The 14,306-nt window shown below is 71.2% G+C and carries 12 protein-coding genes and 1 pseudogene; 12 read left to right on the top strand and 1 reads right to left on the bottom strand.

The features are described from left to right. Nucleotides 1-194: 194 nt before the first annotated feature. Nucleotides 195-875: an antibiotic biosynthesis monooxygenase gene (locus ABZ016_RS42335; RefSeq protein WP_356922130.1), complete on the top strand. Its 681-nt coding sequence runs from the start codon at nt 195-197 to the stop codon at nt 873-875. Nucleotides 876-915: 40 nt separating this feature from the next. Here ABZ016_RS42335 and ABZ016_RS42340 read toward each other — a convergent pair whose 3' ends face one another. Continuing rightward, nucleotides 916-2,745 (bottom strand): endonuclease/exonuclease/phosphatase family protein, encoded by a 1,830-nt coding sequence (locus tag ABZ016_RS42340; RefSeq protein WP_356922131.1) that lies wholly within the window; start codon nt 2,743-2,745, stop codon nt 916-918. Between the two features lie 306 nt (nt 2,746-3,051). Here ABZ016_RS42340 and ABZ016_RS42345 point away from each other — a divergent pair, with 306 nt between their 5' ends. The 11 genes and pseudogenes from ABZ016_RS42345 (at nt 3,052) to ABZ016_RS42395 (ending at nt 14,179) form a co-directional block, all read left to right on the top strand. Then, nucleotides 3,052-4,479 (top strand): hypothetical protein, encoded by a 1,428-nt coding sequence (locus ABZ016_RS42345; RefSeq protein WP_356922132.1) that lies wholly within the window; start codon nt 3,052-3,054, stop codon nt 4,477-4,479. Between the two features lie 179 nt (nt 4,480-4,658). Then, nucleotides 4,659-6,104: an alkaline phosphatase PhoX gene (locus tag ABZ016_RS42350; RefSeq protein WP_356922133.1), complete on the top strand. Its 1,446-nt coding sequence runs from the start codon at nt 4,659-4,661 to the stop codon at nt 6,102-6,104. A gap of 225 nt (nt 6,105-6,329) precedes the next feature. Further along, nucleotides 6,330-6,518: pseudogene (locus ABZ016_RS42355) on the top strand (TROVE domain-containing protein); the annotation flags it as partial. Between the two features lie 93 nt (nt 6,519-6,611). Beyond that, on the top strand, nt 6,612-7,253 hold the full coding sequence (locus tag ABZ016_RS42360) for a GntR family transcriptional regulator (protein WP_356922134.1): 642 nt from the start codon (nt 6,612-6,614) through the stop codon (nt 7,251-7,253). A 30-nt stretch (nt 7,254-7,283) separates the two neighbouring features. Beyond that, the gene (locus tag ABZ016_RS42365) at nt 7,284-8,300 is read left to right on the top strand and encodes a 1-aminocyclopropane-1-carboxylate deaminase (RefSeq protein WP_356922135.1); all 1,017 of its coding nucleotides are present in this window, start codon (nt 7,284-7,286) and stop codon (nt 8,298-8,300) included. An 80-nt stretch (nt 8,301-8,380) separates the two neighbouring features. Beyond that, the gene (locus ABZ016_RS42370; protein WP_356922136.1) at nt 8,381-8,785 is read left to right on the top strand and encodes a VOC family protein; all 405 of its coding nucleotides are present in this window, start codon (nt 8,381-8,383) and stop codon (nt 8,783-8,785) included. A gap of 163 nt (nt 8,786-8,948) precedes the next feature. After that, nucleotides 8,949-9,986, top strand: a complete 1,038-nt coding sequence (locus tag ABZ016_RS42375; protein ID WP_356922137.1) for a LacI family DNA-binding transcriptional regulator — start codon at nt 8,949-8,951, stop codon at nt 9,984-9,986. Nucleotides 9,987-10,274: 288 nt separating this feature from the next. Continuing rightward, a complete protein-coding gene (locus ABZ016_RS42380) occupies nt 10,275-11,567 on the top strand; it encodes an extracellular solute-binding protein (RefSeq protein ID WP_356922138.1) in 1,293 nt (430 codons plus the stop codon). A gap of 1 nt (nt 11,568) precedes the next feature. Further along, a complete protein-coding gene (locus ABZ016_RS42385) occupies nt 11,569-12,588 on the top strand; it encodes a sugar ABC transporter permease (protein WP_356922139.1) in 1,020 nt (339 codons plus the stop codon). Beyond that, nucleotides 12,578-13,450: a carbohydrate ABC transporter permease gene (locus ABZ016_RS42390; RefSeq protein ID WP_356922140.1), complete on the top strand. Its 873-nt coding sequence runs from the start codon at nt 12,578-12,580 to the stop codon at nt 13,448-13,450. The genes ABZ016_RS42385 and ABZ016_RS42390 overlap by 11 nt, the downstream gene beginning before the upstream one ends. Before the next feature lie 153 nt (nt 13,451-13,603). Further along, nucleotides 13,604-14,179: a helix-turn-helix domain-containing protein gene (locus ABZ016_RS42395; RefSeq protein WP_356922141.1), complete on the top strand. Its 576-nt coding sequence runs from the start codon at nt 13,604-13,606 to the stop codon at nt 14,177-14,179. Nucleotides 14,180-14,306: the final 127 nt, after the last annotated feature.

Here is a 14,306-nt window from a genome sequence, read left to right on the forward strand (position 1 = left end):
GGGCGATGGGGGTCCCCCCTGCTCGAGCGAAGCCGAGAGCTTGGGGGAGGGTGGGCGCACCGGCACCCCGCACCGCCGGGCTGCGCAACGCCCCGGCCCCAGCACCAACGCAGAGCTCCGTAGCGGCTTGACCTCAAGCTTGGTCGAGGTTGAAAGGTGGGGTGTGCATACCGGCGCACACCACAGGAGCCTCAATGAGCCGTCGAACAGAACAGCACCCCGACCTCACCGACCCCCGTGTCGGTGCTCCCTTCTTCAGTACGTGGCGCGTGGGAACCCCGGAGCGTCAGCAGCAGACGGTGGAGGTGATCGGGCGCACCTGGGAGCGGCGGCCCTGGCCGGCCGGTGATCTGCTGGGGTATCACGTGTACGCGGGGGACGACGGAACCACCCTGATGCACTACTCGCAGTGGAGCGGCGAACAGGGCTACGAGGCGTTCGTCAAGACGCATCGGCAGGAGCGGGTCGACGAGATCGACACCCATGTGCCGGGGATAGAACGGGTGGGGCTCGGGCGGTACCGGCGGTATCGGAGCCGGGAGCGGGCCGTGGGGGACGTGCGGGTGCCGGGGCTGATCGCTGCCGTGCGGGTCGACTTCGAGGCCGGGGAGCGGCGGGCGGAGTGGGTCGATCTCGTGCTCAAGGCCGTGGCCGACGACCCGGAGGGGCACGCCGGGCTGATCTCCGCACACTTCCATCTGAGTACCGACGGCGGGCATGTGCTGAACTACGCCGAGTGGGAGAGCCGCCGGGCCTATGACGAGGCCCTGGCGGCGCCGGTGACCGACGCGTGGGAGCGGGTACGGACGTATCCGGGGGTGAAGGGGTCGAGCGTGAGCCGGTACCGGCATGCTCTGGGGCTCGTGCCCGGGTGAGGCCGGCCGGGCGTGGTGTCCAGCCGGCCCCGGGTGAGTGTTACGGGCGGAAGCGCAGGACCTGCGGGTCGTGGTCGCTGATCTGGTCGTTGAACTCCGCGTTGATGTGCACGCTGTCGTACGCGAAGTCGCAGTCGCGGCGGATCGACGGGCTGATCAGGATCTGGTCGAGCACCTGGCTGTTGCCCTGGTAGACGTAGGAGTAACGCTCGCTGCGGGGGAGCGACTTGACCGCCGACCACAGTTCGCCGCGGCCCTCCAGGAGCTTCGCCGTCTGCGAGAACTCGAAGTCGTTGATGTCGCCCAGGGCGATGACGTCCGCGTTCTTCTGGGTGTCGAGGATGTCCTTGGCGAAGGCGTTCACCAGGGTGGCCTGCTGGTGGCGCTGGGTCTCGGAGTTGCGGGACGGCGGCTGGTACCGGGACGTCAGGCCCTGGTCGCCGCCCTTGGAGTTGAAGTGGTTGGCGATCACGAAGACCGTACGGCCCCGGAAGACGAACTCGCCGGCCAGCGGCTTGCGGCTGTTCTTCCAGGCCTCGTCGGCGGGGGCGACGCGCCCGGGGCTGAGGGTGAGGTGCGCCTTGCCGCGGATCTTCGTCACGGAGGTGGCCGTCGTGGCGTCGCCGCCCGCGCGGTCGGTGAAGGAGACCCGCTCGGGGTTGAACAGGAAGGCCTGGCGGATGTTGCCGCCGGGCTCGCCGCCGTCGGCGTTGTTCGCCGGGTCGATCGAGCGCCAGTCGTACTTCGGGCCGCCGGCCGCGACGATCGCGTCGATCAGCTTGGTCAGGGTCTTGTCGGCGGCGACCGTTCCGTCGTTCGTGGCCCCGTTGTTGTCCTGGATCTCCTCCAGGGACACGATGTCCGGCGACTTCAGGTTGTTCACGATCGCGGCGGCGTGGGCGGCGAACGTGTCGTCGGAGGGGTCGAGGTTCTCCACGTTGTAGGTGGCGACCGCGAGTTCCGAGGAGCGCTGCTTGTGCGTCGTCTCGCGCTTCAGACCGGCCGGCTCGAGCGTGCCGAGCTCGCTCGCGACCAGGGTGTAGCCGCCGAACTGGTTGTAGTCCAGCGGGCCGGCCGTCGTGCCGGCGAGGGTGTCGCCGACGTTCGCCTTCGGGAAGTCGGCCGTCGCGCCGAGGGACTGGATCTGGAGGCGGCCGGTGTTCTGGGCGTCGTAGGAGCCGTAGACCGTGCCGCCGTGGCGGTTGCGGTTCTCGTGCGGCTTCACCGTCACCCAGAGCTCGGTGTACGGGTCGGTGGCGCCGACCACGCGGGTGTCGGCGACCTGGACGGTCATGCCCTCCAGCGACTCGTAGTGGTCCAGGGCGTACTTCGCGGGCTTGAGGGGGAGCGCGTCGATCGAGCCGTTCGCGTCCGTGGCGCCGTCCGGTGCGTAGGCGGCGGGGACCGACCGTGCGGAGACGGTGGTGGCCGCGGGGAGCTGGTTGCCGCTGGACAGGACCGTGAAGGCCGGCTTGGTGATCTCCGTCAGGGACTGGTTGCCGGAGGCGGTGCCGCCGGGGACGTACTCCGAGACCGTGCCGCCGACCGTGACGGAGTCACCGACGGCCACCCCCTTCGGCGTCGAGCCGGTGAAGACGAAGACGCCCTCGCTGGTCGCGGCGTCGGCGTCCGGGTTCGGGTCCTGGATCCAGAAGCCGCGGGACGAGCCGTAGGTCCGGACGCCCGTGACGATCCCGGGCACGTCGGTGACCTGCTTTCCGGCGTACGGGGAGGTCCGGGTGCTGCCCTGGATGTCGTGGACGCGGACCGAGTCCGCGTGCGCGGGGACGGTGAGGACGATCGTGGATGCCGCGGAGCACGCGGCGGCGACGGTGAGCGCGGCGAGGCGCGCGGACGACTTGCTCGGCAACGGGATTCCCTCCGGGGACGTGACAGGGCGCCGGGACGAGGGCGGAACGTGTGGCTGGCAGCCGCTACCTGTGGGGCGGGGCGGTGTGACGCGCGTAGACGGCGAGGGACGGGGTACATCGTGGGGCTGACCCGGTGAACAAGTGTCCGCCGACTTCTACGCGCGTCAATCTCCTGCCTGCTCAGGCCACTTGTCAAGGTTTCGGCCATGTACAGCCGCCGTCCGGGAGATGAAGTGGGCGTCATGGGTGTAAATCCGTCTAGGCTGAGCGGCTGAGTCGTATGAGGCGTTCTAGGAGTACAGCCGATGTCAGACAGCTCCCCCCTGCCGCCGGTGCGGCTGCACCCCGAAGCGGAGCTGGCGCGCGACGCGCTGTCCACGCCGGTGCTGTCCCGGGCCGCCCGGCTGGCCCGCTGGGCCGGTCCGGAGACCCGGGTCGACGCGGGAGGCGGGCTCGTCGACGAGCAGCTGCCCGCGGCGGCCGAGGCGCTCGGCCTGAGCGGAGACGATGCCGCCGCCGACGCCAGTGAGGCGTGGCGGGTGGCCGTGGACGCCGGACTCGTCGAGATCGTCGACGAGGAGGAGGGCACCGTCACGGCGGGCGAGGATCTGGCGCTGCTCACCGGTGGCTCGCCGCACGACGTGCTCGCCGTGTGGCTCACGGCCCTGGAGACGGTGCTCGCCGACGCGAGCGTGCCCGACCTCGAAGGGCTCGAGGACCTCGTGGACGAGGACGGCGAGATCGACCTCTCCGCCCTCGACTGGGACCCGGAGGCCGAGGCCGAGTTCCTCGACGGCGTGCTCGGCAACCTCTACCTGCTGACCGCCGGCGAGGACACGCCCGGCGACGCCCCCGTACCGCTGCCGGCGCTGGCCGCGTCGGTCATCGTGCCCAGCGACATGGGAGAACCCACCAACGACGTCCTGGAGCAGGTGTCCGACGCGATGATGCGGCTGGACGACCAGTTCCGGATGCTGGAGCCGGTGGGGCTCGTGGAGTACCAGCCCGTCGACGAGGCGCTCATGGCCGACGCCGACGAGGAGCCCTCGGCGCCCGTCGACGACACCGACGTCTCCCGGTACGGCATGGTCCGGCTGACCCCGCTCGGCCTGTACGGCATGCGCGCCCGGCTGCTGGAGGCCGGGTTCGAGGCGCCGGCCGTCGGCGGGCTCGCCGACAAGGGGGCCGACGCGCTGCTCGACGGCACGGCGGAGTACCCGCCGGGCGCGGCCCAGGCCGAGACCGAACAGTGGCTTCAGCGGCGGGAATCGCTCACCGCGGCGCGGGAGTTGCTGGCGGCGGCCCGGGGTTCCGATGCCGGGGCCCCGTTGCGGCGGCTGCGGTGTCAGCAGGCCCTGTCGCTGGTCGGCGCTTCGGCTGAGCCCGCCTTGCGGGAGGTGCTCGACGACGCCGAGCTGGGCGGGCTCGCACGGGTGTGGCTGACCGAGCACGGTGCGGTGGACGTGCCCGCGCCGTCCGAGGCGATGGTGTACTGGCTGACCATCGACACGGTGGCCGCGCAGCTGGCCGCCGAGGGGAACTCGGAGGAGCTGCGGGCGTTGGTGCAGGGGCTTGCTCAGCAGCACAGTGGGTTCTTCGCGGCTGTTTGGCGGGTTGATCATCCGGCGACCGCTGATGTGCTGGAGGCGATGGGGCGGTTGCATCCGGACAAGAAGGTCGCGAAGGAGGCGCGGAAGGCCGCGTTCAAGGCGCGGTCGCAGCAGGGGGGCTGAGCTCGTCGCGCGGGTGCCGGATCGTCGTGGGTTTTCGCGCCCACGCGGCGGAGCCGCATATGAGAACAGTCCCGCGCCCCTTTGGGCGGCGTTCAACTCGCGTTCATATGTGAGCGGGACGGTTTCGCCGAACGAGGTCCGCCACCCTCCACGGCATCCTCACCGTCTCAGGAGACACCATGTCGCTCACCCGCAGGGACTTCGCCAGGAACTCCGCGATCACCGGTGCCGGTGTCGCGCTGGCGGGCAGTGTCGGCGCCCTCGCCACCGCTCCGAACGCCCTCGCGTCCTACGACACCGACAGCGCGGGGGAGGCGTCCGAGGGCGCGGGACACGGCGTCGGGTACGGGCCGCTCGTGCCCGACCCCAAGGGCATCCTCGCGCTGCCCGCCGGGTTCAAGTACCGGATCATCACCTACAGCGGCGAGACCAAGCTGGAGTCCGGTGAGTTCACGCCCTCCAACCACGACGGCACCGCCACCTTCGACGGCCCCCGCGGCACCACCCTGCTCGTCAACAACCACGAGCTGAAGGGCCCGCGCGCCAACTGGAAGTACCCGGTCCCGCTCACCGAGGGCCTCGTCTACGACCCGGCCGCCGCAGGCGGCTGCACGGTCGTCGAGGTGCGCCCCGACGGGCGGGTCGCCGAGTGGGTCGGCATCGCCGGTACGTCCACGAACTGCGCCGGCGGCCGCACCCCCTGGGGCACCTGGCTCACCTGCGAGGAGAACTCCGACAAGGCCGGCGTCAACGGCATGACCAAGGACCACGGCTACGTGTTCGAGGTCGACCCCGTCGACCGGCGCGCCAACCGGAGCCCGAAGCCCCTCAAGTTCTTCGGCCGCTACGACCACGAAGCCATCGTCATCGACCCCCGGCGCGGCCACGCCTACCTCACCGAGGACGCCGCCGGCCCCAACGGTCTCTTCTTCCGCTGGACCCCGCCGCGCGGCTTCGAGTACGGCCACGGCAAGTTCCGCGAGCTCGCCGACGACGCCGGGGTCCTCCAGGCGCCCAAGTGCTTCGACTCCGGCGGCACGTTCGTCGACGACCTGTCCCGCGCCACGAAGATCGGCACCGTCTACGGCGTCGACTGGGTGGACGTCCCCGACCGCGACGCCCGCACCACCCCCGTGCGCAAGCAGTTCGGCGACGGCGACGTCACCCGCGCCCGCAAGCTCGAGGGCATGTGGTGGGGCGACGGCGGCGCCTACATCGTCTCCTCGTACGCCCGTGAGGAGAGCCCGGTCCAGCACGACGGGCAGGTCTGGTTCTACGACCCCAAGCGCCGGACCCTGACGCTGAAGGTCCTGCTGGGTGTGAACCCGGACCCGTCCAAGGACGGCGCCTTCGACGGGCCCGACAACATCACCGTCTCCCCGTACGGCGGTCTGGTCATCGCCGAGGACGGGGAAGGGGTGCAGCACCTGTTCGGTGCCACCGACAGCGGCCGGACGTACCCGATCGCCCGCAACGAGCTCAACATCGGCACCGAGGAGGAGCCGGAGTTCAGCGAGTTCACCGGCGTCACCTTCTCACCCGACGGCCGAACCCTTTACGCCAACATCCAGACGCCCGGCATCATGCTCGCCATCACCGGTCCCTGGAAGCGCCAGAAGCGGTAGAACACCGAGTCACCTGTACGAGTGGGGCGGTCCGATTCGGCGGACGCCCCATACTGCTGGACATTTTCTGCAGTAACCGGTGCAGCCTCGCAGGAACCGCCACGCAGCGGGCCCAAACCCGGCGCAAGCCGAAGCCGGTGTGTCCTCAGTGCAGCGATCGCGTCCTCGCGGCGGCCGGGATGACGTGGGAGACGCTGGCGGGCTGGCTCCAGGGGCCGATGGACGGGTGATCCGACCGAGCAGATCCCGGCCGACGTGCCCGTCTACACCTGGAACCTCGCCGGATACCGGACGGGGCACGGTCCGTCGGGCACGGGGAACCGGCACACCTTCGGTGGTCTGACGGACGCAGCCTTCCGGATGGTTCCGCTGATCGAGGCCTCCCGGGACGCCGACTGGCCCTGGGCCGCCTGAGAGGCCGTGGCCCGCACCACATGGGGAGTGCGAGCCGCGGTCTTGCGCCCGGCTCTTGTTGAAGGGCCGTACTGACATCTAACATTTCAGTTCATGGAGACCATCCGGCCCGTATCCCGGACCCTGCTCAGGGACCGGGCCTACGCGGCGATCCGGGACGCCATCGTGGCCGGGGAGATCGAACCCGGTGCAGTGGTGCGGGACGCCGAGCTCGCGGAGCGGCTCGGGCTGTCCCGCGCGCCGGTGCGGGAGGCGTTCTCCCGGCTCGTGGACGAGGGGCTGCTGGAGAGCAAGCCGCAGAGCTACACCCGGGTGACGCCGCTCGTGGCCGCCGACGTCCGGGACGCCGCCGCCGTGGTCGGTGCCATGCACGAACTCGTCACCCGGGTCGCCGTGCCCCGGCTGGGCGCCCCCGGCATCGAGGAGATGCGCTCCGCCAACGAGCGGTTCGCCGCCGCCGTCGCCACCGGAGACATCGACGGGGCGCTGCGTGCCGACGACGCGCTGCACGAGGTCCTCGTCCGGGTGAGCGGCAACCGCGCCGCCGCCGCGACCGTCGCCCGCTACACCCCGCTCATCCGCCGCCTGGAGCGACGGCGCTTCGGGGAGGGCGGCAGCTGCCGTTCCGCCGGGCTGCACGAACGGCTGATCGAGGCCTGCGCGGCCGGGGACGTCGCCGAGGCGGTCCGCGTCACGGCGGAGATCTGGCGGGGGCTCGAAGAGCTCGCCGACTGAGACCGACCGAGACCCACCCCGGGAGGACCCGTGTCCCTTTCCTCGTACGAGCGTTACCCCCTGCTCTTCGGGCCCTCGCCCGTCCACCCCCTGGAGCGCCTGACCGAGCACCTCGGTGGTGCCTCCCTGTGGGCCAAGCGCGAGGACTGCAACTCCGGTGTCGCGTACGGCGGGAACAAGACGCGCAAGCTGGAGTACCTGGTCGCCGACGCGCTCGCCCAGGGCTGCGACACGCTCGTGTCGATCGGCGGGGTGCAGTCCAACCACACCCGCCAGGTCGCCGCGGTCGCCGCCCGGGCCGGCCTCAAGTGCGTCCTCGTGCAGGAGAGCTGGGTGGACTGGCCGGACGCCGTGTACGACAAGGTCGGCAACATCCTGGTCAGCCGGCTCGCCGGGGCGGACGTACGGCTGGTGAAGGCCGGGTTCGGCATCGGGTTCAAGGAGAGCTGGGAGCAGGCGCTGCGGGACGTGGAGGAGGGCGGCGGGAAGCCCTACGCCATCCCCGCCGGAGCCTCCGACCATCCGCTCGGCGGCCTGGGTTTCACCGGTTGGGCGTACGAGGTCGCCGAGCAGGAGCGGGCGGCGGGCGTCTTCTTCGACACCGTGGTCGTGTGCTCGGTGACCGGCTCCACCCAGGCCGGCATGGTCGCCGGGTTCGCCGCGCTGGAGGAGGCGGGCGGGCGGCCCCGGCGCGTGCTCGGCGTCGACGCCTCGGCCAAGCCCGCCGCCACCCGTACGCAGATCGCCCGGATCGCGCGGAACACGGGACAGCTCATAGGTGTCGAGCGGGAGCTGACCGAGGCCGACGTCGAGCTCGACGAGCGGTACCACGCGGGCACGTACGGCATCCCCGACGAGACCACGCTCGCGGCGATGCGGCTCGCGGCCCGTACGGAGGGGATGGTCACCGACCCGGTGTACGAGGGCAAGTCCATGGCCGGGCTCATCGACCTGGTCTCCCGGGGCGAGATCGGCCGCGACTCCACCGTCCTCTACGCCCACCTGGGCGGACAGCCGGCGCTGAACGCGTACAGCGCGCTGTTCTGATCGCCGCGCGGTCGTCCGGTGGAATCAATGGGCCGGACGGTGGGTTGTGAGCGGGTACCCGAGATCATGGAGGAGCCCTCATGCCCGACGAACCAGCCGTCCGCGAACTCCGCCTGGTGGTGACGGCGGACGACTACGACGCCGCGCTGCACTTCTACCGGGACGTGCTCGGGCTGAGAGAGCAGGCGGCGTTCGCCTCGGACGGCGGACGGGTCACGATCCTCGACGCCGGGCGGGCCACCCTGGAGCTGACCGACCCGAACCACGCCGCCTTCATCGACGAGGTGGAAGTGGGGCGGCGGGTGGCCGGGCACGTCCGGGTCGCCTTCCAGGTGGACGACTCCGTCGCAGTCACGGCGAAGCTGGCCGCCGCCGGAGCCGAGGTGGTCGCCGAGCCGACGCGCACCCCCTGGAACTCACTGAACTCCAGGCTCGAGGCACCGGGCGCGCTTCAGCTGACGCTGTTCACCGAGCTGGACGACTGAGGGGCACCCGCCCGGCCGGTCACCTGGACGTACTCCGCCGGACCCTCGGTGATCACCGGCCCGCGCGGGGCTCGTCGCCGGGGGCTGCCGGGCGGGCCCTCGCCGACGGGCCCCGCCCGGCTGCCCGTGCCGGGCCGCGTCGCAGCCGGATACAGTGCTGCGCGTGCGGACGGACAATCAGCGGGCGGAGCCGGGTGCCGACCGGCTCGAGAGTGCCCGGCGCAGAGCCACGATCCACGACGTCGCACGGCTGGCCGGGGTGTCACGTCAGACGGTCTCCCGGGCGGTCAACGACAAGGGTGAGATCGACCCGGGCACCAAGGAGCGGGTCCTGGAGGCCGCGCGGCTTCTGGACTACCGGCCGAGCCGGTTCGCGCGCGGACTCGTACAGAAGGGGACGGTGACGGCGGGCCTGGTCATTCCCGACCTGCGGAACCCGTTCTTCCCCGAGGTGGCCGCCGGGGTGCTGGAGGCGGCCGAGCAGCGCGGCTGGCAGGTCGTCGTGTGGGACTCCCGGATCGAGAAGGCCAGGGAGCGGCAGGCGCTCGACGTGCTCTCCCACCAGGCGGACGCGGTCGTGGGCTACTTCAACGACCCCGACGACGTGCTCACCCAGCACATCGGCGGCGTGCCGCTGGTCCTGCTGGAGCGCGGTCCGCAGCAGACCCGGTTCGCGGCCGTGGGCATCGACGCCGCCGCCGGTGTCGCGCAGGGCGTCGCCCACCTGGTCCGGGCCGGGCACCGCCGGATCGGCATGCTGGACGGCGAGCGGACGCCCGGTGCCCGCAGGCAGGCCTTCCTGGAGCAGGTCCGGCACCACGGTCTGCCCGTCGACGACGGCTGGATCGTGCTCTGCCCCGAGCACAGCGTGGCGGGTGGCGAGGCCGGTATGGAGCGGCTGCTGGACGCCCGCCCCGAGATCACCGCGGTCTTCGGCTTCAACGACCTGATCGCGGTCGGGGCGATGCGCACCGCCCGCCGACTCGGTCGGAGTGTCCCGGACGATTTGGCCGTGCTGGGCTTCGACGGCCTCTCCCTGGGCGAGTTGGTGGACCCCGCCCTGACCACCCTGCACATCGACAAGCGGCAACTCGGGCGGCTGGCCGTGGAGCAGGTGGCCCGGCTGCGCGCGGGGGAGGAGCCGCTGCGGGGCGCGGACGCCTGGGTGGTGCCCGAACTGGTGGTACGCGACTCCGCGTGACCTCCCCGGGCGCCGGGCCCGGCAGATCGGCCCCGCCGTTCCCTTGACACCGGTTTTCGGGCGCCCCGATACTCAACGGCAACGTTCACGTGAACGTTCACGAACCCTCAGAAACCCCCACCGCGAGACCGTCGGCCCGACCACCACGCGGCCCACCGACATCGTTGTCTTCACTTCCTCATCAGGGAAGCGTTCCCCCCATCCCCGTGAAAGACGGGCCCGCGGCAGCGCTGTGCCCCGGCCGCGGCACGCCCGGAAAGCGAGTGCGCGCCCATGGAACACCGAACGATGTCCCGCAGACGCTTTCTGGGAGCCTCCCTGGGCGGCGCGGGCGCCGGCCTGCTCACGCTCGCGGGGTGCGGGACCGAGGCGGGATCCGCCTCCGCCGGCACCGACCACCTCAGCCTCTGGTACTGGAAGGGCTCACTGAGCGACAGGCTCCTCGCCACCGCCCGGCGGGGCGTGCCCGGCGAGCCGGGGCTGAAGGTGCGGGCCTCGCAGATCCCCGACGGTGACATCGATTCCAAGGTGCGCACCAGCCTCGCCGCACGCGCCTACGTGCCGGACGTGACGGTCGTGAACAGCGACAACCTCGCCACGTTCTTCCCCGACGAGGACGAGTTCCTCGACCTGCGCGAGCTCGGCGCGGAATCCGTCCGCGACCAGTACCTCGACTGGAAGTGGAAGGCCTGCTTCACTCCGACGGGCCGGATGATCGGCTTCCCCCTGGACGCCGGCCCCACCGCGCTCTACTACCGCAGGGACCTCTTCCGGGACGCCGGGCTGGCCCACGAGCCGAAGGACGTGGCCGAGGCGATCCCCACCTGGGAGAAGTTCATCGACGCCGGGCGCACCCTGCGCGCGAAGGGACCAGGCAAGCCGTACCTGGTGAGCAACATCGGCAACGTCTTCCAGCAGGTCCTGCTCCAGAGTCCCCGGCAGTTCGTGGACGCCGGCAACCGGTTCATCGGCGACCAGGAGCACATCAGGCGCGCCTGGGACCTGTCCGTCGAGATCCTCCGCCGGGGACTCAGCGCCCGGATCACCGACGGCACGCCCGACTACAACGCGGCCATGAGCGGGAGCCGGGTCGCCACGATGACCACGGCGGTGTGGGCCGCCGCCGGCCTGAAGGACACCGCCCCGAAGACCTCGGGGAAGTGGCGGCTGACCACCATGCCGGACGGCCCCGGCAACTACGGCGGCTCCTACATGACCCTGACCCGCTACTGCCGGGAGCCCGAGGCGGGCTTCGCCTTCCTGAAGTGGCTGCTCAGCCCGGAGAACCAGCTGGAGAGCTACCAGGAGATGTCCCTGTTCCCCACCACCCCGGCCTCCTACGCCGACCCGGCGATGCACCGGCCCGACCCCTTCTTCGGCGGCCAGCAGCCCATCGACGTCTTCGGCCCGGCCGCCAAGAAGGCGCCGGTCGTCTACTTCAGCCCCTACGAGGAGACCGCCAACACCCCGTTCTTCCAGGAGCTGACCAACGTGGAGATGCTCGGCAAGAGGCCCGACCGTGCCTGGCGGGACGCCGTGAACACCGCCGAGACCACGCTGTCCCGGGTGGGGGTGAGCTGACATGGCGACGGTTCTCGACCCGGCCGGGGCACCGCCGGCCGACGAGCGGCGGCCCGACCGCCGCACCAGGCCCACCACCCCGGGCGGACGCAGGCGCCACCTCCCGCCCCTGCTCGCCATCTCCCCGTTCTACGTGCTGTTCGCCGTCTTCGGCGCCTTCCCGATCGTCTTCTCCGTCTACCTGTCCTTCCAGGACTGGGACGGCATCGGCGACATGCGCTTCGTCGGCCTCCAGCAGTACGGCTGGCTGCTCCAGGACTCGGTGTTCTGGCACTCGGTGCTCAACACCTTCGAGATCTGGTTCCTGTCCACGGTGCCGATGCTGTTCCTGGCCCTGGTGCTGGCGTTCCTGCTGCACTCGCAGGTGCGCTTCGCCGGCGCCTACCGGGTGGCGTACTTCGTCCCCAACGTCACCTCGATGGTCGCCATGACCGTCGTCTTCGGGTCGGTCTTCGCGCAGGCGGGCCTCGCCAACTCGGTGTTGCGGGCCGTCGGTCTGGACGGGGTCGGCTGGCTGTCCTCGGAGTGGGGCATCAAGGCGTCCGTCTCGCTCATGATCATCTGGCGGTGGATCGGCTACAACGCGCTGATCTTCCTGGCGGGGCTCCAGGCCATCCCCACCGAGCACTTCGAGGCCGCGCGCGTCGACGGGGCGAACAGCCGGCAGACCCTCTTCCGGGTGGTGCTTCCGCAGCTGCGTCCGGTGGTGCTCTTCGCCGCCGTCACCTCCAGCATCAACGGCCTGCAGATCTTCACCGAGTCCCAGGTGCTGTTCCAGTCGGGCGACGTCGGCACCACGGGCGGACCGGGGCAGGAAGGGATGACCATCGTGCTCTACCTGTGGCAGAAGGCCTTCAAGGAGCACCAGTTCGGCTACGGAGCCGCGATGGGCTGGCTCCTCTTCGCGATGATCGCGGTCTTCACCATCGTCAACTGGCGCCTGGTCGCCGGCTCGGACGACGACCGCCGGCCCGGCATCGCCGGTCTGCTGCGCCGCAAGGGGGCTCGCCGTGGCCACTGACGAGAGGACGACCGGCAGCGCGGGTCTGGCCGTCGGATCGGGCAGCAGGCTCAGCCGCCTCTGCGTCCGGGCGGCGCTGCTGCTGGGTGTGCTGGTCTCGCTGTTCCCCTTCTACTGGCTGGTGGTGCTGGCCTCCGGCACCACGCAGGACATCTACCGCTATCCGCCGAAGCTGGTACCGGGGCCGCATCTGCTGGACAACATGCGGCGGGTGCTGGACACCGTGGACTTCTTCGGCTCGCTGTTCAACACCGTCGTCGTCGCCGTGCTCGGGACCGTGCTGGTGCTGTTCTTCGACTCGCTGGCCGCGTTCGCCTTCGCCAAGTACGAGTTCCCGGCGAAGAAGTTCCTCTTCGGGATGCTGCTGGTGACGTACATGATCCCGGCCCAGCTGTCCCTGGTGCCGCAGTTCGTCACCATGGCCGAGTTCGGCTGGGCCGGTTCCCTGAAGGCGCTGATCATCCCCGGTGCGGCGAACGCGTTCGGCATCTTCTGGATGCGCCAGTACGCCCAGAACTCACTGCCCGACGAACTGCTCGACGCCGGGCGGATCGACGGCGCGGGCTTCTTCCGCCTCTACTGGACGGTCGCCCTGCCGTTGTTCCGGCCGGCGCTCGCCTTCCTCGGCATCTTCACGTTCATCGGCCTCTGGAACGACTACATCTGGCCCCTGGTCGTCATGATCGACCCCGACAAGGTCACGCTCCAGGTCGCCCTGGCGAACCTCAACGTCCTCTACAACACGGACTACTCCCTGGTGATGGCCGGTGCGTTGATGAGCGTCATCCCGCTGATCGTGGTGTTCCTGATCGGGGCGCGGCACTTCCTGCGGGATCTGGCAGCGGGGGCGATGAAGATGTAGGCGGCCGGGGCGGCCCCTCCCGGGGCACCTCTTCGCCGCAGCAGCCGGGCGGCCCGATGGCGAGCGCGACGGGCCGCCCTCGGCTGTTCTCGGTAGGGTGCGGAGAGAGTCCCCGGTTCCGGGGTGGGTCCGTGGTTCGTGAGGAGTGCACGCGTGGCGCAGGCCAGGCCCATGCGGGCGGATGCCCGGCGCAACTACGAGCGGTTGCTCGAGGTCGCCGTGGAGGCCTTCGCCGAGCACGGGGAGAGTGCCTCGCTCGACGACATCGCCAAGCGGGCCGGGGTCGGCTCCGGCACGCTCTACCGGCACTTCCCGACCCGGCACGCGCTGCTGGAGGCCGCGTACCTGGACCGCGTCGAGGCGATCGCGGCCCGGGCGGACGAGCTCGCGGCCGAACTCCCGCCCGGCGAGGCCCTGGCCGAGTGGCTGTACGAACTCGGCGCCGGGCTGATCCGGATGCGCGGCTTGCGGGCCTTGCTGGGCCCGGCGGTCGCGGACACCGGCTCCCCCGTGGGGACGGCCTGCGGCGATTCGGTGAAGGGCGCGGCGGGGCGACTGGTCCGGGCGGCTCAGGAGGAAGGCGCGCTCCGGCGTGACATCGAGCCGATCGACCTCCTGCGGCTGGCCCATGGTGTCGCGGCGGCGGCGGAGCTGGCGGATGCGGAGTGCGGGCACATCCGGCGGTATCTGACGTTGCTGACGGAGGGGTTGCGACCCCGGGGATCGTGAGACGACGGGGGCGGTCGCGGGCCCACGCGCCGTAGGGGTGCGGTCGGTTTGCGGGTTTTGGGCGGGGGGGCTTGTCGCCCAGTTCCCCGCGGCCCCGGCGGGGGGCGGGGGCCGGGGCGGGCAGCGC

The sequence above is a fragment of the Streptomyces sp. NPDC006372 genome (assembly GCF_040612515.1).
Classification (GTDB): Bacteria; Actinomycetota; Actinomycetes; order Streptomycetales; family Streptomycetaceae; genus Streptomyces.